This is a genomic window from Streptomyces sp. NPDC048420 (genome assembly GCF_040651535.1).
Lineage (GTDB): Bacteria > Actinomycetota > Actinomycetes > Streptomycetales > Streptomycetaceae > Streptomyces.
In genome coordinates this window covers 244,817-266,638 of record NZ_JBEZKG010000010.1, presented here as the reverse complement: position 1 = coordinate 266,638, position 21,822 = coordinate 244,817, and the positions used below count along the sequence as shown (strand labels likewise).

Annotated in this window: 18 protein-coding genes; 12 read left to right on the top strand and 6 right to left on the bottom strand. The window is 70.2% G+C overall.

The features are described from left to right. Nucleotides 1-20 precede the first annotated feature (20 nt). Both AB0D34_RS20470 and AB0D34_RS20465 read right to left on the bottom strand, forming a co-directional pair. Nucleotides 21-3,032 carry a tetratricopeptide repeat protein gene (locus AB0D34_RS20470; RefSeq protein WP_362663298.1) on the bottom strand — a complete coding sequence of 1,004 codons (3,012 nt, stop codon included), beginning with the start codon at nucleotides 3,030-3,032 and terminating at the stop codon, nucleotides 21-23. Next, nucleotides 3,032-4,867 carry an HSP90 family protein gene (locus AB0D34_RS20465; RefSeq protein WP_362663296.1) on the bottom strand — a complete coding sequence of 612 codons (1,836 nt, stop codon included), beginning with the start codon at nucleotides 4,865-4,867 and terminating at the stop codon, nucleotides 3,032-3,034. The genes AB0D34_RS20470 and AB0D34_RS20465 overlap by 1 nt, the downstream gene beginning before the upstream one ends. A gap of 169 nt (nucleotides 4,868-5,036) precedes the next feature. Between AB0D34_RS20465 and recG the strand changes: the two genes are divergently transcribed. From recG to mutM, 8 genes are all read left to right on the top strand, one after another. Next, nucleotides 5,037-7,262 carry an ATP-dependent DNA helicase RecG gene (recG, locus tag AB0D34_RS20460; protein ID WP_362663294.1) on the top strand — a complete coding sequence of 742 codons (2,226 nt, stop codon included), beginning with the start codon at nucleotides 5,037-5,039 and terminating at the stop codon, nucleotides 7,260-7,262. A gap of 50 nt (nucleotides 7,263-7,312) precedes the next feature. After that, entirely contained in the window at nucleotides 7,313-7,915 is a 603-nt protein-coding gene (gene rsmD, locus AB0D34_RS20455) for a 16S rRNA (guanine(966)-N(2))-methyltransferase RsmD (RefSeq protein WP_362663292.1), read from the top strand. 26 nt (nucleotides 7,916-7,941) lie between these two features. Next, the gene (coaD, locus tag AB0D34_RS20450) at nucleotides 7,942-8,421 is read left to right on the top strand and encodes a pantetheine-phosphate adenylyltransferase (RefSeq protein ID WP_057616492.1); all 480 of its coding nucleotides are present in this window, start codon (nucleotides 7,942-7,944) and stop codon (nucleotides 8,419-8,421) included. A gap of 57 nt (nucleotides 8,422-8,478) precedes the next feature. Next, nucleotides 8,479-9,537 carry an ATP synthase F0 subunit B gene (locus tag AB0D34_RS20445; protein ID WP_362663290.1) on the top strand — a complete coding sequence of 353 codons (1,059 nt, stop codon included), beginning with the start codon at nucleotides 8,479-8,481 and terminating at the stop codon, nucleotides 9,535-9,537. 132 nt (nucleotides 9,538-9,669) lie between these two features. Beyond that, nucleotides 9,670-10,323, top strand: coding sequence for a YceD family protein (locus AB0D34_RS20440; RefSeq protein WP_362663288.1), 654 nt, complete (start codon nucleotides 9,670-9,672; stop codon nucleotides 10,321-10,323). Between the two features lie 2 nt (nucleotides 10,324-10,325). After that, nucleotides 10,326-10,499: a 50S ribosomal protein L32 gene (gene rpmF / locus AB0D34_RS20435; protein WP_006139588.1), complete on the top strand. Its 174-nt coding sequence runs from the start codon at nucleotides 10,326-10,328 to the stop codon at nucleotides 10,497-10,499. 19 nt (nucleotides 10,500-10,518) lie between these two features. Next, the gene (gene rnc, locus AB0D34_RS20430; RefSeq protein ID WP_362663514.1) at nucleotides 10,519-11,328 is read left to right on the top strand and encodes a ribonuclease III; all 810 of its coding nucleotides are present in this window, start codon (nucleotides 10,519-10,521) and stop codon (nucleotides 11,326-11,328) included. Nucleotides 11,329-11,439: 111 nt separating this feature from the next. Beyond that, nucleotides 11,440-12,300 carry a bifunctional DNA-formamidopyrimidine glycosylase/DNA-(apurinic or apyrimidinic site) lyase gene (gene mutM / locus AB0D34_RS20425; protein ID WP_362663286.1) on the top strand — a complete coding sequence of 287 codons (861 nt, stop codon included), beginning with the start codon at nucleotides 11,440-11,442 and terminating at the stop codon, nucleotides 12,298-12,300. Here the strand turns inward: mutM and AB0D34_RS20420 are convergent. Beyond that, complete coding sequence (locus AB0D34_RS20420) at nucleotides 12,273-12,674, bottom strand: helix-turn-helix domain-containing protein (protein ID WP_362663284.1); 402 nt, start codon at nucleotides 12,672-12,674, stop codon at nucleotides 12,273-12,275. The genes mutM and AB0D34_RS20420 overlap by 28 nt on opposite strands. 81 nt (nucleotides 12,675-12,755) lie before the next feature. Next, nucleotides 12,756-13,838, bottom strand: a complete 1,083-nt coding sequence (locus AB0D34_RS20415) for a CAP domain-containing protein (RefSeq protein ID WP_362663282.1) — start codon at nucleotides 13,836-13,838, stop codon at nucleotides 12,756-12,758. A 174-nt stretch (nucleotides 13,839-14,012) separates the two neighbouring features. Here AB0D34_RS20415 and AB0D34_RS20410 point away from each other — a divergent pair, with 174 nt between their 5' ends. The 4 genes from AB0D34_RS20410 to AB0D34_RS20395 all read left to right on the top strand — a co-directional run bounded on the left by AB0D34_RS20410 (nucleotide 14,013) and on the right by AB0D34_RS20395 (nucleotide 20,255). Further along, nucleotides 14,013-14,294 carry an acylphosphatase gene (locus tag AB0D34_RS20410; protein WP_362663280.1) on the top strand — a complete coding sequence of 94 codons (282 nt, stop codon included), beginning with the start codon at nucleotides 14,013-14,015 and terminating at the stop codon, nucleotides 14,292-14,294. 382 nt (nucleotides 14,295-14,676) lie between these two features. Continuing rightward, nucleotides 14,677-14,880: a hypothetical protein gene (locus tag AB0D34_RS20405; RefSeq protein ID WP_016432419.1), complete on the top strand. Its 204-nt coding sequence runs from the start codon at nucleotides 14,677-14,679 to the stop codon at nucleotides 14,878-14,880. Between the two features lie 223 nt (nucleotides 14,881-15,103). Further along, nucleotides 15,104-18,679: a chromosome segregation protein SMC gene (gene smc / locus AB0D34_RS20400; protein ID WP_362663278.1), complete on the top strand. Its 3,576-nt coding sequence runs from the start codon at nucleotides 15,104-15,106 to the stop codon at nucleotides 18,677-18,679. 157 nt (nucleotides 18,680-18,836) lie between these two features. Further along, complete coding sequence (locus tag AB0D34_RS20395) at nucleotides 18,837-20,255, top strand: sugar porter family MFS transporter (RefSeq protein WP_362663276.1); 1,419 nt, start codon at nucleotides 18,837-18,839, stop codon at nucleotides 20,253-20,255. Nucleotides 20,256-20,375: 120 nt separating this feature from the next. On the opposite strand, the gene AB0D34_RS20390 is transcribed toward AB0D34_RS20395, so the two are convergent. Both AB0D34_RS20390 and AB0D34_RS20385 read right to left on the bottom strand, forming a co-directional pair. After that, nucleotides 20,376-20,753, bottom strand: coding sequence for a hypothetical protein (locus AB0D34_RS20390; RefSeq protein ID WP_362663274.1), 378 nt, complete (start codon nucleotides 20,751-20,753; stop codon nucleotides 20,376-20,378). Nucleotides 20,754-20,806: 53 nt separating this feature from the next. Continuing rightward, nucleotides 20,807-21,778, bottom strand: coding sequence for an LLM class flavin-dependent oxidoreductase (locus AB0D34_RS20385; protein ID WP_362663272.1), 972 nt, complete (start codon nucleotides 21,776-21,778; stop codon nucleotides 20,807-20,809). Between the last annotated feature and the right edge of the window lie 44 nt (nucleotides 21,779-21,822).

The window sequence follows — 21,822 nt, the reverse complement described above, 5'->3', positions numbered from 1 at the left end:
GGCGGGGGACCGGCGGGGAATCAGCCCTCCTGCTCCTCCATGAGCCCGAGTATCTGCTCGGCCTCGGCACGACGGGCCTGTGCCGTTTCGTCGTCGACGTCGCGACGGGTCTGTGGCGTCCTGTCGTCGACGTCGCGACGGGCCTGTGCCGTCCCACCGTCGACGTCGCGACGGAACCGTGTCGTCCCGTCGCCGGCACCGTAGGCGTCGAGCACCGCACGCGCGTGTGCCGCCGCCTCCGCCGGACGGCTCAGGTCGGCCGCCAGCCACCCCGCCGCGAGCTCGGCGCCGGTCCGGGCGTCGAGGGCGCCGTCGCCGAGCGAGGCGAACACCGCGATCGCCTCGGCGACCTCGGCCAGCGCCTCCTCCAGCACGGCCCGGATCGAGTCGTCCTCCGCGTCCTCGGGCACGGAACGGGCCAGCAGATCGCCGAACTGCCGGTGGGTGTGCCCGAGTTCGGAGACGAGCCGCTGCCGTGCCTCCTCGTCCGCCTGTACGTCCCCCAGCGCGGCCTCGCACTCCCGGACCGCGTCCGCCATCAACTCCCGTGCCGCGCCCGCCCCGTCGTCCTCAAAGCGCAGCGCGAGCCACGCGCGGGCGCGCAGGGAGCGGATGAGGCCGTGGACATTGCCGAGTTCGCGCCACAGGCCGCCCGCGCGTGCGTACGCCCGGTCCGCCTCGGCGGGCAGGCCGGCCGCCCCGAGGGACTCGGCGGCGAGGTGGGCGAGGGTCGCGTGGTCGTGCTGCTCGGGCCAGTGCCGGGCGATCTCGGCGGCCTGCAGACGCCGTTCGGCCGCCTCCCGGTGCTCGCCCAGCTCGCTCAGACAGTCGCCGAGCCACCACAGCGCCTGTACGACCGCCCCGTCGCTGTGCGTCTCGGCGCTCAGGTCGGGCAGCGCCGACTCCAGCACCTCCGCGGCCTCGGCCCACCGGCCAAGGCGCAGCAGGAACCCGCCCAACTGCTGCCTTGCCAGGGCGCCCAGCGTCGGGCCGTCCCCGGCCTCGTCGGCCCAGTGCGCGGCCTCCAGGGCATGCTCGGCGGCCTCCTCGGCGAGTCCTGTGCCGCCGACGACCTCGGCGAGCTGGAGGTGCAGCTGGGCCCGCCCGGCCGCCTCCAGGTGCGGTCCGCCGTGCTCCAGGGCCGCCCGCAGCGCCCGCTCGGTCCCGGCCGGGTCGCCCAGATGGTGCCTGAGTCCGGCGAGCCGGGCCTCGTACTCCACCGCGAACCACGGCAGCCCTGCCGCCACGAACCCCTCCGCGCCCCGCATGAACAGCTCCGCGGCCCCCGCCAGGTCCCCGGTCCGCGCGGCCAGCTCCGCCAGCATCGTCTGGGCCTCGGCGACCCGCGCGGCGAGCCGTACGTCGTCCCCGGTCCGCCCCTCCACGAGCGCGAGCACCTCCCGCACGGCCGACTCGGCAGCGGACAGGCACGCCTCGTCCCCGCTCTCGTGCACCCGCCGCATCAGGATCCGCGCCCGGGACATCAGCACCGACGCCGTCTGCGGCACCCCCGTGCCGTCCACGGCGTAGAGCGCGAGGATCTCGTCGTACGGCCCGGCGACCGCCGCCAGTGCCTCGTCCACTTCCCCTGTCAGCGCGCGTACGTACGCCGCACGTGTACGTGCCGCCAGCGCCTCTCCGGGGTCGCCTGCCTCCGTGTACAACTCCGCGGCCTGCTCGAACAGTTCGATGCCCGCGGGGCCCAGGTCCATCGCCGCGTGGTCGGCGATCTCCGCCCGGTCGCGCGGGTCCAGCCGCACGCCCTGCGCGGCCCGTCCGACCGCCGCCCACGCCTCCACGGCGTTCGGCTGCAGGGTGTCGGACAGACGCCGGGCCTCGGCGATCAGCGCCGGCAGATCGGGCTCCTGAGCGCTCGCGGGGACCGTCACCGGGGGAGTGGCGATCGTCCGGGTCGCCCGCACCCCCAGCGGCAGCCGTTCCACCAGCGGCCGCTGCGCCATACGCGCGCGTGCCCGTTCGCTGACATGGGCCGTGCCGTTGCGCTCGTCGAAGCGGGCGGCCAGCGTGAGCGCCGCCTCGCGCGCGTGGACGGCGAGTTCGCCCGCGGTCCAGGACCGGCCCGCGGGCCCCGGCACCGCCCGCTCGCCCAGGCCCACCTCGGTCAGCCGGTCCATGAGCAGAGCGACCACGGACATGAAGTCCAGCTTGCTGCGCGGATGACCGTCGTCCGTGAAGTACGCGGGACGCTCCGCGAGCAGCTCCAGGCCGCGGGCCTCGTTGCCACTGAGCGCGCAGAACTCGACATGGTCCGCGTAGGCGCCGCGCATGCTCTCCATGGACCGCACGAGTCTGAAGCCCCGCAGATGGTTGGCGCGCGCCTCGTCGAGCCGCCCCAGCCGCAGCAAGGGCGTCAGAGAAGACGCCAGGGCCGCGTGCGGCTCATGGGCACAGGTGAACTCGCCCGCCAGAACCGGCGTCCACAGCTCGAGCGCCTCCTCGTCCCGGCCGTTCTGCGACTGCCACCAGCCCTGTTCGTGCAGCTCGCACGCATGGCAGTCGGCCATGGCGTCCCGGTCGGCGGCCAGCCACGCGGTGTACGCCCGCTCAGCCCGCGCCAGGTCCCCGACGTGTGCGGCGACGCTGTACTCGGCACTGCGCACGGCCCGTTCCGAGTGCCCTGCCAGCCGGTAGCGGTGCTCCATCTCGCCGAGCCATTTCTCCATGGCGGCGAGCGGGACGTGCGGCTGGTCGAGCATGCCGGTCGTCATCCACTTGAAGACCCAGTGCAGCGAGTGCGTCTCGTACTCGTCGAAGTCCTCGGGGTGCTCGTCCCAGATGCGCAGCAGCCGCGCGAAGGGGACGAACATCTTGGCCTTCTCGGAGCTGTAGTTGTAGACCTTCAGCTGGTGTCCGAGAGCCTCGATCACCGCGAGCGGGATGTTCAGCTTCTCCGCCTCGGCGAGCAGTTGCTCCGCGCGCGCGTTGCGGGCGGGCCCCTCCGGTTCCTCGGAGTTCTCCGCCATCGCCCGGCGCAGCGCGTCGAAGGCCGCGCTCCCGTCGGCTGCGCTCATCAGGGGGCCTCCTCGCCGTTCGTGGCCCACTCCAGGAGGCCTATGAAGGCCCGGTTCAGCAGCGCGGAGTCCGCGGGCCTGAGCGGGCGCTGGGCCATCAGCAGCGCCTGCCCGTACAGGGACTCGGTGGCGGTGCCGATCAGTTCCGGATCGCCGAGCGAACCGATCCGCCGTATCAGCGGGTTGAGATGGTTCAGCACGAGACGCACGCGTGGGGCGCTCCCGCGCAGCGAGCCGAGGATGCCAGCCCACAGGTCGTCCGCCTGCCCCTCGGCCTCGGCCCGCGCCTGCTCGTGCCGGGCGTCCCGGTCGTCCAGGTGCAGCGCGGGCACCGACAGCGGCCGGAAGGAACGCAGGACGACGTCACAGCCCAGCGGATCGAGCCTGGCCCGCGCGGCCGCCAGGAAGCCGGACAGGGCGAGTTCCTCGGCCGGATCGACCAGGTCCATGTGGGCCGTCACGGTGTCCGCGTCCAGCTCGGCGACCACCGTCCCAGGACGCACCGAGGGCAGCGCCTCGACCAGGTCGCTGTCGTACGTGTAACCGCCGTTGACCACCCCGACGCCCTGCGCGGAGGCGATGGGCGCGACCTGCCGGTACTCCTCGACGGTCCGCGTGAAGTGCACCACCGCGTGCCGCTGGGCGAACTCCTCCAGGGACAGCCGTCCGTCGGTCGTCTCGAAGGGCAGCCACGGCAGCATCGTGCGCAGCATGTCCTTGTCGTGCCGGGCGAGCGACTTCACGCCCAGGTGGTGCACGGACAGGAAGGCCGCGAGCCGCTCCGGATCACCGGCGGCCAGAACCGTCAGCCAGGCCCGGATCCGCTCCCCGAGCGCCTCCCGTACGGCGGCCAGCGTCTCGTCCTCGTACAGGGACTCGCGCGAGGCCGTGGGCCGCAGGCTGTCCGTGTCGAGTACACAGCGCACGAAGAACGCCCAGTCCGGCAGCAGCTGTTCGGCCCGCTCGGTCAGCAGCATGCCCTTGAGGTGCACGCGATGGGTCGCCCGCTGGGCGGGACTGACCGCCGAGGGAAGGACGTACGCCACGCCCCGGATGCCGGCCAGCGGCACGTTCAGTTCGATCGAGTCCAGCGGAGTGAAGCCGAACAGCTCGTGACAGTGCCGGGCCAGGGCCACCCTGCGGGTGGCGGGGGAGGGGTACGGCCGGTCCCAGGGCGCGGGCAGATCGGTGACCGCCTCGTCGCCGACCCGGACGTCGTACGGCAGCAGGGCGCCGAAGTCCCGCGCCAGCTGGAGGACCCGCTCCGGCGCGAGCCACTCGCCGGCACCCGCCCGCGCGACCAGGTGCACGGTGGTCCCCGGCTCCGGACGGGCGTCGTGGGGCAGCGTCCGCACCCGGTACGAACCGTCGTCGCTCGCCGTCCACTCCACGGGCGGCGCGTCCGGCGTACGGGCGCTGCGGCTGACGACCCGGATCCGCTCGGCCACCACGAAGCACGCGAGCAGACCGATGCCGAACTGCCCGAGGAAGTCGGAGCGCACCTCCTGAAGTCCCTCGGCACGCTTGGAGCTGCGTCCGATGGTGGCCAGCAGGTTGTGCACATCAGCCTCGGTGAGCCCGACCCCGGAGTCCTCGACCCTGAGGGCACCCTGCTCGGCGTACAACCGCACTCTGGCCGGGGCGTCGGGCTGCTCGGCCCGCCGGGCCGTGATCGCGTCCACCGCGTTCTGAAGGAGCTCGCGCAGATAGACCTTGGGGCTGGAGTAGAGGTGATGGGACAGCAGGTCCACCAGACCGCGCAGGTCGACCTGGAATGTATGAGGCTGCTGAGGTACCTGGGGTGTCTGAGATGACTGTGAGGTCTGGGAATCCATCGTCGCAGCGCCGGTGGGGGGAACGTTCGCGCGGCGCGGGGTCGGGCGGTCCCGGGTGGGGCGGTGACCGCGGGCGGATGGCCGGAGCGCGCCATCGTATGCCCCCAACCAGCCGTCTGACCAGGGGTTTCCCGGTATGTATACGGCAATGTCAGTGGCGTGGTGTGCAATGGATCTCGTGCCCGCACTGGAAGAACCGTTGAAGAAGGTGCTCGGCCCCGCCACCGCGAAGGTGATGGCCGAGCACCTCGGCCTGCACTCCGTCGGCGACCTCCTGCACCACTACCCGCGCAGATACGAGGAGCGGGGGCAGCTGACCCACCTCGCCGACCTGCCCATGGACGAGCACGTCACCGTGGTCGCCCAGGTCGCCGACGCCCGTCTGCACACCTTCGCCTCCGCCAAGGCGCCGCGCGGCAAGGGGCAGCGCCTGGAGGTCACCATCACGGACGGCAGCGGCCGCCTCCAACTGGTCTTCTTCGGCAACGGCGTCCACAAACCCCACAAGGAACTCCTGCCGGGCACCCGCGCGCTGTTCGCCGGCAAGGTCTCCCTCTTCAACCGCCGCCTCCAACTCGCGCACCCGGCCTACGAGTTGCTGCGCGGCGCCGACGACGAGGCAGCGGAGACGGTGGAGAGCTGGGCAGGTGCCCTGATCCCCATCTACCCCGCCACCGCCAAACTGGAGTCCTGGAAGATCGGCAAGGCCATCCAGACGGTCCTGCCGAGCGCCCAGGAGGCGGTCGACCCTCTCCCGGAGTCCCTCCGTGAGGGCCGGGGCCTCGTCACCCTCCCCGAGGCCCTCCTCAAGATCCACCGCCCGCACACCAAGGCCGACATCGCCGACGCCCACGCCCGGCTCAAGTGGGACGAGGCCTTCGTCCTCCAGGTGGCCCTGGCCCGCCGCCGTCACGCGGACGCCCAACTCCCCGCGGTCCCACGCAAACCCGCCCCCGACGGCCTCCTCACGGCCTTCGACGACCGCCTGCCCTTCACCCTCACGGAGGGCCAGCGGAAGGTCTCGCAGGAGATCTTCGACGACCTGGCGACGGACCACCCGATGCACCGGCTGCTCCAGGGCGAGGTGGGCAGCGGCAAGACGATGGTGGCCTTGCGCGCCATGCTCGCCGTCGTCGACGCGGGTGGCCAGGCCGCCATGCTCGCCCCCACCGAAGTGCTCGCCCAGCAGCACCACCGCTCGATCGTGGAGATGATGGGCGAGCTGGCCGAGGGCGGGATGCTCGGCGGATCCGAGCACGCCACCAAGGTCGTCCTGCTCACCGGTTCGATGGGGACGGCCGCGCGACGGCAGGCGATGCTGGACCTGGTCACCGGCGAGGCCGGGATCGTGATCGGCACCCACGCGCTGATCGAGGACAAGGTGCAGTTCCACGACCTGGGCCTGGTCGTGGTCGACGAACAGCACCGCTTCGGGGTCGAGCAGCGCGATGCCCTGCGCGGCAAGGGCAAGCAACCGCCCCACCTCCTGGTCATGACGGCCACCCCCATCCCTCGCACGGTCGCCATGACGGTCTTCGGCGACCTGGAGACCTCCGTCCTCGACCAGCTCCCGGCCGGCCGCTCCCCGATCGCCAGCCATGTGGTGCCCGCCGCCGACAAGCCCCACTTCCTCAGCCGCGCCTGGGAGCGGGTCCGCGAGGAGGTGGAGAACGGCCATCAGGCCTACGTCGTCTGCCCCCGCATCGGCGACGACATCGACGAACCCGCCGACCCCAAGAAGTCCGCCAAGAAGAAGTCCGCCGAGGACGAGGCCGAGAAGCGCCCGCCGCTCGCCGTCCTGGACATCGCCGACCAGCTCACCAAGGGCCCCCTGAGCGGCCTCCGCGTCGAGGTCCTGCACGGCAGGATGCACCCCGACGACAAGGACGCGGTCATGCGCCGCTTCGCCGCCGGCGACACCCACGTCCTGGTCGCCACCACGGTCATCGAGGTCGGCGTCAACGTCCCGAACGCCACCGCGATGGTCATCATGGACGCCGACCGCTTCGGCGTCTCCCAGCTCCACCAGCTGCGCGGCCGGGTCGGCCGGGGCTCGGCGGCGGGCCTGTGCCTCCTGGTCACGGAGATGCCGGAGGCCAGCGCGGCCCGCCAGCGCCTCAACGCGGTCGCGTCGACGCTGGACGGCTTCGAGCTGTCCCGCATCGACCTGGAACAGCGCCGAGAAGGAGACGTCCTCGGCCAGGCCCAGTCCGGCGCCCGGACCAGCCTGAGGGTCCTCGCGGTCATCGAGGACGAGGAGATCATCGCGGAGGCGAGGGAGGAGGCGACGGCGGTGGTGGAAGCCGACCCGGAGCTGACGGGTCTTCCCGGCCTGCGCACGGCTCTGGACGCGCTTTTGGACGAGGAGAGGGAGCAGTACCTGGAAAAGGGCTGAGAAACTGAACTCCTAGCTATCCCGAAACCATCCCTGAACAAGGACCGAAGATGACCCGCGTGATCGCCGGCAAGGCCGGCGGACGCCGACTCGCCGTCCCCCCGGGAAACGGCACCCGCCCCACCTCCGACCGCGCCAGAGAAGGCCTGCTCTCCACCTGGGAGTCCCTCCTGGGCGGCTCCCTGGAGGGGGAGAGGGTCCTCGACCTGTACGCGGGCTCAGGCGCGGTGGGCCTGGAAGCCCTGTCCCGCGGCGCCGACCACACCCTCCTGGTCGAGGCCGACGCCCGCGCGGCCCGCACGATCCGGGAGAACGTCAAGAACCTCGGTCTGCCCGGCGCCGAGGTGCGGGCGGGCAAAGCCGAACAGATCATTCAACAACCGGCGCCGACACAGCCGTACGACATCGTCTTCCTCGACCCGCCCTACCGAGTCACAGATCACGATCTTCGGGAGATTCTCCTCACACTCCGCGCCGAACACTGGCTCGCACCGGATGCCCTGGTCACCGTGGAGCGCAGCACCAGAGGCGGAGAATTCCGCTGGCCGCCCGGTTTCGAGCCGGTCAAGGCCCGTCGCTACGGCGAGGGAACGTTTTGGTACGGTCGCGCCGCCATGGGCGACAACGCCTCTACGTGCGAAGACGCACGATGACCGGACCGGAGAGCGAGGGATCTCAAGTGCGCCGCGCCGTCTGTCCCGGGTCGTTCGACCCGATCACCAACGGACACCTCGACATCATCTCCCGCGCCTCCAGACTGTACGACGAGGTCTACGTCGCGGTGATGATCAACAAGTCCAAGAAGGGCCTCTTCGAGATCGACGAGCGGATCGACCTGATCCGCGAGGTCACCGCCGAGTACGGCAACGTGATCGTGGAGGCCTTCCACGGCCTCCTCGTCGACTACTGCAAGGAACGCGACATCCCGGCCATCGTCAAGGGCCTGCGCGCGGTCAGCGACTTCGACTACGAGCTGCAGATGGCCCAGATGAACAACGGCCTGAGCGGTGTCGAGACCCTCTTCGTCCCGACCAACCCCACCTACAGCTTCCTGTCCTCCTCGCTCGTCAAGGAGGTCGCGACCTGGGGCGGAGACGTCTCCCACCTGGTCCCGCCGCTGGTCCTGGAGGCACTCAACAAGCGCCTGCGCAAGGACTGATGGGGCTACAGTCGTCCCGTCCGTCTCCAACACAGCTGTAGAGAGTGGCGAGCACAGGTGGACGTGCAGAAGAAGCTCGACGAGATCGTGTCCACGGTCTCCGGCGCTCGGTCGATGCCCATGTCGGCCTCGGTGATGGTCAACCGCGCCGAACTGCTCGCGATGCTGGAAGAGGTGCGCCAGGCCCTTCCCGGCTCCCTCGCGCAGGCCCAGGAGCTGATCGGGGGCCGCGAGCAGATGGTCGAACAGGCCCGCCAGGAGGCCGAGCGGATCATCTCCACGGCGCACGCCGAGCGGGGCTCCCTGATCTCCGACACCGAGGTCGCCCGCCGCTCCCAGGCCGAGGCCGACCGCATCCTGAACGAGGCCCGCCAGGAGGCCGAGGAGGTCCGTGCCGAGGCCGACGACTACGTCGACTCCAAGCTCGCCAACTTCGAGGTCGTCCTCACCAAGACCCTCGGCTCGGTCGGCCGCGGCCGCGAGAAGCTCCTCGGCACCGGCCCGGGCCTCGACGAGAACGGCTACGAGGACGAGGACGCCCCCGAGCGCAGCCACGACCCCGAGACCCTGCGCAAGGACGCCGACTCCTACGTCGACGCCAAACTCGGCGCCTTCGAGGCGGTCCTCGCCAAGACCCTGGAGGCCGTCGGCCGCGGCCGCCAGAAGCTGCACGGCCGTATCGCCACGGACGACCTCGGCGCCCTCGCCGACGACACCTCCACCGTCCAGCACTCCAGCGACGCCGACTACCTGGCCGACCTCACCGCCCTCGCGGAGCAGGACGCCCGTGCCCACGCCCGGCCCCAGGCCGAGCAGCCGGACTACGCCCAGCAGCCGACGTACGGCTACCAGCAGCAGACCGACGCCTACGCCGGTTACCAGCAGCAGCCCGATCCGTACGCCCAGCAGGACCCGTACGGCTACCAGCAGGCCGATCCCTACGCCTACCAGGGCTACGACCAGCAGCAGGCCGCGTACGACCCGAACCAGGCCCAGCAGCCCCAACAGCCCCAGCAGGCCCAGCAGAGTTACGCCCTCGACGAGACCAGCCTCTTCGACACCGGCATGATCACGCCGGAGCAGTTGAGGGCGTACGAGCAGGGTCGCGGCCAGTAACGAACCACCGGATTGGGCCCTGAGGGAAAGGTCCAGTATCCTGGCTCTTCGGTCGCGTGTACGTCCGCGATCAACGCTGCCCGGGAACACCGAAGGGCAGCGTCCCTCTGAGCTCGAAGATCGAAAGCAGGAATGGTTCTGAACGCCCGCCTCGACCACCGCAACCCTCTCGTGTTCGACACACACGAGCTGGGACGGCGTCCTGGTGCGCTGCAGCGCCTGACCCGTGAGATCGACGCTCCCAAGGATCTCGGGATCCAGGGAGTGATCGGAGTGCCGGAAGGCGCCCCGGTCGAGCTCGACCTCCGTCTTGAGTCGGTCATGGAAGGGGTGCTTGTCACAGGCACCGCCCGTGCACAGGCCAAGGGGGAGTGCGTAAGGTGTCTGGAGCCGCTTGAGCTGGAGCTCGAAGCGGACTTCCAGGAGATGTTCTCGTACCCCGACGCCGACGACCGTGGCCGCGTAAAAGCGGAACCGGCCGACGACGCCGAGGACGATGAGGACATGCTCTTCATCGAGGACGGCTTGTTCGACCTCGAACCCGTGCTGCGCGATGCGGTGGTGCTCGCACTGCCGATGCAGCCGGTGTGCCAGGACGACTGTCCCGGCCTGTGCTCCGAGTGCGGAGCCCGGCTGGCGGACGACCCGGACCACCACCATGACGCCGTCGACATCCGTTGGGCGGCACTGCAGGGACTCGCCGGTTCACTCGAAGACGGCGAGAAGGACGAGATGAGTGGCGAAGCGCCTCGATCGGCGCCCGCCAACGAGAAGCAGGAGAAGTAGCCGTGGCTGTTCCGAAGCGGAAGATGTCGCGCAGCAACACGCGCCACCGCCGGTCGCAGTGGAAGGCTGCGGTCCCCACCCTGGTTGCGTGCGAGCGCTGCCACGAGCCCAAGCTGCAGCACATCGCGTGCCCCGCTTGTGGCACCTACAACAAGCGCCAGGTCCTCGAGGTCTGAGCGGCTGGTGAGAGGCACTGTGTCCACGCCGAAGAAGAACTCGGGCGACAACCAGGCCTCGTCCCACACGCTGTTGGAAGGGCGGCTCGGGTACAAGCTCGAGTCCGCCCTTCTGGTGCGTGCGCTGACCCACCGTTCCTACGCATACGAGAACGGCGGTCTGCCGACCAACGAGCGGCTGGAGTTCCTCGGGGACTCCGTGCTCGGCCTCGTGGTCACGGACACGCTGTACACCACCCACCCCGACCTGCCCGAAGGCCAACTGGCCAAGTTGCGGGCCGCGGTGGTCAACTCGCGTGCGCTGGCGGAGGTCGGTCGCGGTCTCGAACTGGGCTCCTTCATCCGGCTCGGCCGGGGTGAAGAGGGCACGGGAGGCCGGGACAAGGCATCCATCCTCGCCGACACCCTTGAAGCGGTGATCGGTGCGGTCTATCTCGACCAGGGCCTCGACGCGGCCTCCGAACTGGTGCACCGCCTGTTCGACCCGCTGATCGAGAAGTCCTCGAACCTCGGTGCCGGCCTGGACTGGAAGACCAGTCTCCAGGAGCTCACCGCGACCGAAGGACTCGGTGTGCCCGAGTACCTGGTCACGGAGACCGGCCCCGACCACGAGAAGACCTTCACTGCTGCCGCCCGCGTCGGAGGCGTCTCGTACGGCACCGGCACCGGCCGCAGCAAGAAGGAGGCGGAGCAGCAGGCCGCGGAGTCCGCCTGGAGGTCCATCCGGGCCGCCGCGGACGAGCGCGCCAAGGCGGCGGCCGAAAAGGCCGTCGAGGCCGTCCCACCCGCTGAGGACGACGACGAAGGCCCGTCGTCCGTCTCCGCCTGAGGCCCGACGCCCGCACACAGGGCGTCCGGAAGAACAGCGCAGCCGAGCGCCTGCCCCTGAACACCGGGGCGGGCGCTCCGCTCATACACCGGTCCGTGACGGGGGAGCCCCATGCCCGAGTTGCCCGAGGTCGAGGTCGTACGGCGGGGCCTCGCACGGTGGGTCGCCCACCGTACGGTCGCCGAGGCCGAGGTGCTGCACCCGCGTGCCGTACGCCGTCACCTCGCCGGCGCCGACGACTTCGCGCACCGGCTCAAGGGACACCGCGTCGGCACCCCGAGCCGCCGCGGCAAGTACCTGTGGCTGCCCCTGGAGGACACCGACCAGTCGGTCCTGGCGCACCTCGGCATGAGCGGCCAGCTGCTGGTGCAGCCGCACTCGGCACCCGACGAGAAGCACCTCAGGATCCGGGTGAGGTTCGCCGACGAGGTGGACACCGAACTGCGCTTCGTCGACCAACGCACCTTCGGCGGGCTGTCGTTGCACGACAACACCCCCGACGGTCTGCCCGACGTCATCGCGCACATCGCCCGCGATCCCCTCGACCCGCTCTTCGACGACGACGCCTTCCACCAGGCCCTGCGCCGCAAGCGCTCGACCATCAAACGGGCCCTGCTCGACCAGTCGTTGATCAGCGGAGTCGGCAACATCTATGCGGACGAGGCCCTTTGGCGCTCCCGCATCCACTACGAGCGCCCCACGGCCGGCTTCACCCGTCCGCGCACGGCCGAACTCCTCGGCCACGTAAGGGATGTGATGAACGCGGCCCTGGAGGTCGGCGGCACCAGCTTCGACAGCCTGTACGTCAACGTCAACGGCGAGTCCGGGTACTTCGACCGGTCCCTCGACGCGTACGGCCGGGAGGGACTGCCCTGCAAGCGGTGCGGTACGCCGATGCGCCGACGGCCCTGGATGAACCGGTCCAGCTACTTCTGCCCGAGGTGTCAGCGGGCGCCGCGCGTCACGTCGTAGCGCATGCGGGCGGCCATGACGTCGTCCATGCGGCCCTCGAGGAAGTGGATGAGGCCCAGCAGCCGCTCGGCGAGCTCATGGCCCAGCGGGGTCAGTTCGTAGTCGACCCGGGGTGGGTTGGTGGGCTGGGCCTCACGGTGCACCAAGCCGTCGCGCTCCAGAGACTGGAGCGTCTGGGAGAGCATCTTCTCGCTCACGCCGTCGACCCGGCGGCGCAGCTCGTTGAAGCGCAGCGAGCCCTCGTACAGGGCGCCGAGCGTGAGTGCGCCCCAGCGGCCCGTCACGTGTTCCAGGGTGCCGCGCGAGGGGCAGGCCTTGGCGAACACGTCGTACGGGAGGTCCTGCGCCTCCAGGGGTTGCTGCGTGGTGTCCATATGTCGAGCGTACTGGAAAACAGCACTAACCGACAGGTTGCACTAACCGAAAGTTAGCACAACCCCGTCTCGGTGTTTCCTCTAGTACCCGAAGTCCTGGGTCCACCAGGGACCGCCCGAACCGAAGACCACACCCACGCCCAGCGTCTTGAAGTCGCAGTTCAGGATGTTGGCCTTGTGGCCGGGGCTGTTCATCCAGGCCTCCATGACCGCCGCCGGGTCGGCCTGGCCCCGGGCGATGTTCTCGCCGCCGAGGTTGGTGATCCTGGCCTTTCCGGCGCGGTCCCACGGGGTGGCGCCGCTCGGGTCGGTGTGGTCGAAGAAGCCCTGGTCGGCCATGGTCTTGCTGAAGGCCGTGGCCAGATCGGCCAGCGCGCTGTTGGCGGCGACCGGGCTGCAGCCGACCTTGGCCCGCTCGACGTTGACCAGCTCCAGGACCTGGGCCGCGGCCGCGGCCTCCGTGGAGACCTCCACCGGCGCGGCGGTCTCCTTCTTCGCCGGCTCCCGCTCCTTCTGGGAAGGAGCCGGCTTCGGCTTCTTGCTCGGGGTGGCCGCCGGCTTCTTCGGCTTCTCGGTCGGCTTCTCGCTCGGCGTGGCCGTCGATGTCGAGGGAGACGGCGACGGCGAAGAGGCGCGGTCGGCGTCCCGGCTCGTCGACGAGCCGTCCTCGCGGTTCTCGGCGCTGCCGGAGGTGCCGCCCTGCTCGGCCGGGGAGTTGGTCGGCGAGCCCGCCGCCTGGATGTCGCCGCCGGTGCTGCTGCCACCGCCGAGCTTGTAGTTGTCCAGGCCGGGCACCACACCGGTGGCCACCGCGACCGTGCCGATCGCGACGGCCGCGGAGACCCCGAGCAGACCGGTCTTGACCGGCGTGACCAGGCTCTTCTTACGGCGCCGGTGCGAGCCGCCGCGCCGGGGACCGTCGGCGGGCGGGTAGCCCTCGCCCCGGTACAGCGCGTACTCCTCCTCCGACGCGAACAGGTAGGCGTCACTGCGCGCGTAGGGGTCGGGCTCTTCGTGGCTCAGGTAGGTCGCGGTGCCCCTCGAAGCAAAGTTGTACGAGTCCTGTGGGTCGTAGCCGCTCCCGCGGGAGCCGTATGTCTCTGTGACCCCCGTGGCGCGGCCCGTGGCGGCGCGGCCGGCGGCGGAGCGTCGGTGGCGTCCCATGTGCTTGCCTTCCTCGTCCTCGTGTGTGAGGTCGACGCGTCCCCCCGGTCAACCAAAATCACAAAACTCACACGATCGAGTGAGTTTCGTATGAGATTCATTGGCAGCGGACAGTACCGCATGGCGCCAGGGGAGGGAGTGTCCAGAGAGACTTTGGCCGGTTAGGTTGCACCCATGAACGAGGATGTGCGACTGGTCGCCTGGGTGCGAGGACGCGTCCAAGGTGTGGGTTTCCGCTGGTTCACGCGGGCCAAGGCCCTGGAGATCGGCGGCCTGAGTGGTTTTGCTCTCAATTTGGGCGACGGACGCGTCCAAGTGGTCGCCGAGGGACCGCGGAAGGGATGTCAGGGACTCCTCGACTGGCTCCAGGGTGACGACACGCCCGGTCGCGTGGACGGCGTCACCGAGATCTGGGACACACCTCGCGGGGGTTACGACGGCTTCGCCATCCGATGAGCCGTTTCTGTAAAACGGCCCAGGCGGAAGCGGAGGGACATGCCACTGGCACCTGCCTGAAGCAGAAAGACGCTGGTGGTTGCCAAGAAGCGTCGGTCGTGGCAGGCTCCGCACCTAAGATTGATCGTCACGCCCCGGGGGTCCCGCGGGAGCCGTAGCGCCGCCCTTCCGAAGCCGCGCCGGCCCGGTCGCCCACCAATACGGGGCGTGATCGTGTTGACCGTCAAACTTTTTGGTGAGACGCTGAAAGCACCCCGCGCACCTTCGCTGTTTGGCATGGATGAACGGCAGCACGAACTCAACAGTGTCAAGCACCGCGGGTGCGAATCCCTCACGACCCACACCGCTTCGGTCGGTCACTCAGTGTGGAGGACCATCCATCATGGCAAAGGCGCTTCTCGGTTACGTCGGCGGCTCCGACCCTCGACTCCTCGCCGAGATGCGACGGCTCCAGCAGCGCGTCCAGGACCTGGAATCCGAGCTCGTACGGATCCAGGCGGAGAACGACGCGCTCGCGGCTGCCGCTTCTCACGACAGGATCATGGAGAGCATCGACGCACACCAGGCGGAGCCTGCGCTCACCTGATCACTGCATCGCTCCACGACAGCTCAAGCAGTGGTCGGGCGGCCCGTATCAACCGCTAAGTTGTCAGAGTCTGCAAGGGGCGCTTCGGCGTCCCTTCTTTCTTTCCCCCGTGCATCCTTTCACCCTCTTTAACGTTTGGTGTGCCCTGCACGTTCAACGGTGAAACCGCGGGAAACAGCGCGTTCATGGAGTGAGACAGGCCCGGAAGGTAGAGTCCGGCGGCGTGCACCTCAAGGCCCTGACCCTCCGCGGGTTCAAGTCGTTCGCCTCGGCGACCACACTCCGGTTCGAACCGGGGATCACGTGTGTCGTGGGGCCGAACGGCTCGGGCAAGTCCAACGTCGTCGACGCCCTCAGCTGGGTGATGGGCGAGCAGGGCGCCAAGTCGCTGCGCGGCGGCAAGATGGAGGACGTCATCTTCGCCGGCACCACCGGCCGCCCCCCGCTGGGCCGCGCCGAGGTGTCCCTGACCATCGACAACTCCGACGGCGCCCTGCCCATCGAGTACGCCGAGGTCACCATCACGCGGATCATGTTCCGCAACGGCGGCAGCGAATACCAGATCAACGGCGACACCTGCCGCCTCCTCGACATCCAGGACCTCCTGTCCGACTCCGGCATCGGCCGCGAGATGCACGTCATCGTCGGCCAGGGCCAGCTCGACTCGGTCCTGCACGCCGATCCGACCGGCCGCCGCGCCTTCATCGAGGAGGCGGCCGGCGTCCTCAAGCACCGCAAGCGCAAGGAGAAGGCGCTGCGCAAGCTGGACGCGATGCAGGCCAACCTCGCGCGCGTGCAGGACCTGACGGACGAGCTGCGCCGCCAGTTGAAGCCGCTGGGCAGACAGGCGGCGGTGGCTCGGCGGGCCGCCGTGATCCAGGCGGATCTGCGGGACGCCCGTCTGCGCCTGCTCGCCGACGATCTCGTACGACTGCGGCAGGCGCTGCAGACCGAGGTCGCGGACGAGGCCGCGCTGAAGGAACGCAAGGAGGCCGCCGAGCAGGAGCTGAAGAAGGCCCTGCAGCGCGAGGCGCTCCTGGAGGACGAGGTACGGCAGCTCACGCCCCGGCTCCAGCGGGCCCAGCAGACCTGGTACGAACTCTCCCAGCTCGCGGAACGGGTCCGCGGCACGATCTCCCTGGCCGACGCCCGCGTGAAGAGCGCGACCTCGGCGCCGCCCGAGGAGCGCCGGGGCCGCGACCCCGAGGACATGGAGCGCGAGGCCGCCCGCATCAGGGAACAGGAGGCCGAGCTGGAAGCGGCCCTGGAGGCGGCCGAGCACGCACTGGAGGACACGGTCGCGCACCGCGCCGAGCTGGAGCGCGCGCTCACCCAGGAGGAACGACGCCTCAAGGACGTGGCCCGGGCCATCGCCGACCGCCGCGAAGGCCTTGCCCGTCTGAGCGGTCAGGTCAACGCCGCCCGGTCCCGCGCCGCCTCCGCCCAGGCCGAGATCGACCGCCTCGCCGCCACGAGGGACGAGGCCCAGGAGCGGGCGTTCGCCGCTCAGGAGGAGTACGAGGCGCTGAAGGCCGAGGTCGACGGCCTGGACGCGGGCGACGCGGAGCTGGCGGAACAGCATGACGCGGCGAAGCGCAGGCTTGCCGAGGCGGAGGCAGCACTAACGGTGGCCCGAGAGGCGGTCACGGCGGCGGAACGCAAACGCGCCGCGACGCAGGCCCGGCATGACGCGCTGGCAATGGGACTGCGGAGGAAGGACGGGACGGGAGCGCTGCTCGGCGCGAAGGATCGTCTCACCGGACTGCTGGGTCCGGCGGCGGAGTTGCTGACGGTGAGACCGGGGCACGAGGTGGCACTGGCGGCGGCGTTCGGCGCGGCGGCGGACGCCCTGGCGGTGACCTCGCCTTCGGCGGCGGCCGACGCGATCAGGCTGCTGCGGAAGCAGGACGCGGGCCGAGCGTCACTCCTCTTGGCAGGGGCCCCAGAAGACGTGCCCTTTGGGGGCGCGGCCAGCCACGACGCACCTGCGGACGCCGCACGGCACCACGCGGCAGATCTCGTCCGCGGCCCGTCCGACCTCATGCCGGCCGTCCGCCGCCTGCTCCATGGCATCGTCGTCGTCAACACCCTCGAAGACGCCGAAGACCTCGTCTACGCCAACCCCCACCTCACCGCCGTCACCGCCGAGGGCGACCTACTCGGCGCCCACTTCGCCCACGGCGGCTCCGCGGGCGCCCCCAGCCTCCTCGAAGTGCAGGCATCCGTCGACCAGGCCGCCGCCGAACTCGAAGAGCTGGCCGTGCAGTGCGAGGAACTCAGCGAGGCCCAGCACGCGGCGGTGGTACACCGCAAGGAGTGCACGGCCCGAGTGGAGGAGCTCGGAGAGCGCCGCCGTGCCGCGGACCGGGAGAAGTCAGCCGTCGCCCAGCAGCTCGGCCGCCTCGCCGGCCAGGCCCGCGGAGCCGCCGGTGAGGCGGAGCGCTCCACCGCGGCCGCCGCGCGAGCGCAGGACGCACTGGAGAAGGCCCTCGAAGAGGTCGAGGAACTCGCCGAACGCCTCGCCGTCGCCGAGGAGATGCCGGTCGAGGAGGAGCCCGACACGTCGGTACGGGACCGTCTCGCCGCCGACGGCGCCAACGCCCGCCAGACCGAGATGGAGGCCCGCCTCCAGGTCCGTACGCACGAAGAGCGGGTCAAGGGACTGGCCGGACGGGCCGACTCCCTGGACCGTGCGGCCCGCGCGGAGCGCGAGGCACGCGCGCGTGCCGAGCAGCGCAAGGCGCGGCTGCGGCACGAGGCTGCCGTCGCCGAGGCCGTCGCCTCCGGCACCCGGCAGCTGCTCGCGCACGTCGAGGTGTCCCTCGCGCGCGCGGACGAGGAGCGGACCGCCGCTGACGCCGCCAAGGCGCTCAGGGAGCGGGAGTTGACCGCCGCCCGGAACACCGGCCGCGATCTCAAGGCGGAGCTCGACAAGCTGACCGACTCCGTCCACCGGGGCGAGGTGCTCGGTGCCGAGAAGCGGATGCGGATCGAGCAGCTGGAGACCAAGGCGCTGGAGGAGCTGGGTGTGGAGCCGGCCGGGCTCGTCGACGAGTACGGCCCGCACCAGCTGGTCCCGCCCTCTCCGCCGGCCGAGGGCGAGGAGCTGCCCGAGGACCCGGAGCATCCGCGCAACCTGCCGAAGCAGTTCCACCGGGCCGAGCAGGAGAAGCGGCTCAAGGCGGCCGAGCGGGCCTACCAGCAGCTCGGCAAGGTCAACCCGCTCGCGCTGGAGGAGTTCGCGGCGCTGGAGGAGCGGCACAAGTTCCTCAGCGAGCAGCTGGAGGACCTGAAGAAGACCCGCGCCGACCTCCTTCAGGTGGTGAAGGAGGTCGACGAGCGAGTCGAGCAGGTCTTCACCGAGGCCTACCGGGACACGGCCAGGGAGTTCGAGGGTGTCTTCAGCCGGCTCTTCCCGGGCGGCGAGGGGCGGCTGATCCTGACCGACCCCGAGAACATGCTCACCACCGGCGTGGACGTCGAGGCGCGTCCCCCGGGCAAGAAGGTCAAGCGGCTCAGCCTGCTCTCCGGTGGCGAACGGTCCCTCACCGCCGTAGCTTTGCTGGTGTCGATCTTCAAGGCGCGGCCCAGTCCGTTCTACGTCATGGACGAGGTCGAGGCCGCTCTCGACGACACCAACCTGCAGCGGCTGATCCGCATCATGCAGGAGCTGCAGGAGGCCTCGCAGCTCATCGTGATCACGCACCAGAAGCGGACCATGGAGGTCGCCGACGCGTTGTACGGCGTCTCCATGCAGGGCGACGGTGTCTCGAAGGTGATTTCGCAGCGGCTTCGCTAGCCGGTCGCCAACTCTTCAAGGATTGAACACATATCCGGTCGCGGGTGCCTCTTTTCTCACACGAGATCGCCTTTGACTTCGAAACTTGAAGGCATAGTCTCGTGCATGTTGCACTTATCTTCAGCCGGCAGCGTTGCCGGTGGCCCGAGGAGTAAACGTGACCAGCACAGCACAGGCATCCGAACCAGGAGCCCGGACGGCTCACCCCGATCATCTCGGGCACGTCATCTTCATCGCCGCGGCGGCCGCGATGGGCGGTTTCCTCTTCGGCTACGACAGTTCCGTGATCAACGGCGCGGTCGAGGCCATCCGGGGCCGCTACGACATCGGTTCAGCGGCTCTGGCCCAGGTCATCGCCATCGCCCTGATCGGCTGCGCGATCGGCGCGGCGACCGCCGGGCGTATCGCCGACCGCATCGGCCGCATCCGCTGTATGCAGATCTCGGCCGTCCTGTTCACCATCAGCGCCGTCGGCTCGGCGTTGCCCTTCGCGCTGTACGACCTGGCGTTCTGGCGGATCGTCGGCGGTTTCGCCATCGGTATGGCCTCGGTCATCGGCCCCGCCTACATCGCCGAGGTCGCCCCGCCGGCGTACCGCGGCCGTCTCGGGTCCTTCCAGCAGGCCGCGATCGTCATCGGTATCGCCATCTCGCAGCTGGTCAACTGGGGCCTGCTGAACGCGGCCGGCGGTGACCAGCGCGGCAAGCTGATGGGTCTCGAGGCCTGGCAGGTCATGCTCGGCGTCATGGTGATCCCGGCCGTCCTCTACGGCCTGCTCTCCTTCGCCATCCCCGAGTCCCCGCGGTTCCTGATCTCCGTCGGCAAGCACGACCGGGCCCGGGAGATCCTCGCCGAGGTCGAGGGCGACAAGATCGACCTCGACGCGCGCGTGGCCGAGATCGAGAACGCCATGAAGAGCGAGCACAAGTCGACCTTCAAGGATCTGCTCGGCGGCTCCTTCTTCTTCAAGCCGATCGTCTGGATCGGCATCGGCCTCTCGGTGTTCCAGCAGTTCGTCGGCATCAACGTCGCGTTCTACTACTCCTCGACGCTGTGGCAGTCGGTCGGCGTCGACCCGACGGACTCGTTCTTCTACTCCTTCACGACGTCGATCATCAACATCGTCGGCACCGTGATCGCGATGATCTTCGTGGACCGGATCGGCCGCCGCCCGCTCGCCCTCATCGGCTCGGTCGGCATGGTGATCGGTCTGGCGCTGGAGGCCTGGGCGTTCTCCTTCGACCTGGTCGACGGCAAGCTGCCGGCCGCGCAGGGCTGGACCGCGCTGATCGCCGCCCATGTGTTCGTGCTCTTCTTCGCCCTGTCCTGGGGTGTGGTCGTCTGGGTCTTCCTCGGCGAGATGTTCCCGAACCGGATCCGTGCCGCCGCGCTCGGTGTGGCCGCCTCCGCGCAGTGGATCGCCAACTGGGCCATCACCGCGAGCTTCCCGTCGCTGGCCGACTGGAACCTCTCCTTCACCTACGTGATCTACACGGCCTTCGCCGCGCTCTCCATCCCGTTCGTCCTCAAGTACGTCAAGGAGACGAAGGGCAAGGCACTGGAGGAGATGGGCTGACGGCCCACCCCGCGAGCCCGGGGGGAAGGGCCCATACCCCGCTGCCCCTCTCCCCGTACCATCCGCTGCCCCCGGTCCGGCAACCGCCTGGACCGGGGGCAGCGGTGTTGTGTGTGGGGGTCACCAGATGAGGACGCCGCCGCCGGCCAACAGGGCCCGCAGAGCCGCCTCCTCGATGATCCGCAGCCGTTCCCCGATCTGCTGCCGGTGCTCCTCGATCGTCCGGGGGTGCTCCGTGCTGTAGGCGAGGGGGTCGAGATGCGCGCGCAGCAGGGCGATCTCCCGCAGGAACTCGTGTACCTGCCCTGCCTCGACCTCCAGATCCCCGTCGGCCAGCGCGGGGAAGAATCGGGCACCGAGCGAGCGCACGGGCTCCGATCCCCACACCGTCGTACGCCACGACTCGAACCCGGCTGCGTCCTGGCACCCCTCGGGCACGTCGAGCACCCGTCTCGTGCCGTCCGGTGCCCGGACGAATACATCCACCGCCAGACTCATGGGCCCCAGTGGATCACGGTTGTCACCGACCGGGCCACCGATTTCGCCACAGGTCAACCGCCCAGTGCCGGAAGCACCTGTTCCGCGAACAACCGCAGACTCCGCCACCCCTCCTCCACCGGCATCCCGCCCGCCAGCGGATGCAGGACGAGGTTGTCCAGCCCCTGCTCCACGCACTCCTTTGGCGTCAGGATCCGGTACACGCCCTCCGCGCGGAGTTCGCCCACCGACGTGGCCGCCGACCGCACCGCCGACCGGATGTCGCCGGACTGCCAGGAGGCGTACGTCCGGGCCTCGTGCAGGAAGTGTTCGCCACAGGTCGCCCACGCGAGCTCCGGGTTCTCCGCGATGTGCAGCAGCGGCGTCTCCGCGGTCGGCATCATGGTCCAGCCCTCGGTCCCGTACTCGACCAGCCGCTCCTTGTAGTACGCCTCCAGCTCCGGCAGATGCGCGCTGGGGAAGAACGGCAGGCCCAGGCGGGCGGCTCGGCGGGCCGCGGCCTTGGAGGAGCCGCCGACCAGGAGGAGGGGGTGCGGGTCGGTGAAGGGGCGCGGGGTGACCCGTACCGTACGACCGTGGTACTCGAACTCCTCTCCGGTCCAGGCCTTCAAGAGGGTCTCCAGGAGCTCGTCCTGGATCCGGCCCCGGCGCCGCCACTCCACGTCGAACAGGGCGTACTCCTCCGGGCGGTAGCCGATCCCGGCGACCGTCACCAGGCGGCCGCCGCTCAGCAGGTCCAGTACGGCGATCTCCTCGGCCAGGCGGAGCGGTTCGTGCAGGGGGCCGATGACCGCGGAGACGGTGACCGCGATCCTCTTCGTCGCCCCGAACACCGCGCCCGCGAAGGTGAACGGTGACGGCAGCCAGTTGTTGTCGACGCCGTGGTGCTCCTCGGTCTGCACGGTGGTGATCCCGTGCTCGTCGGCGTACGCGGCCATGTCGAGGGCGGCCCGGTAGCGGGCGCTGAGGGAGGCGGGCGTGGCGCCGGGCTCGACGAGGTTGAATCGGACGACCGTGACGGGCATGGGAGGTCCCCCTTCACACGGTGACGGTGGAGGGGGACGGTAGC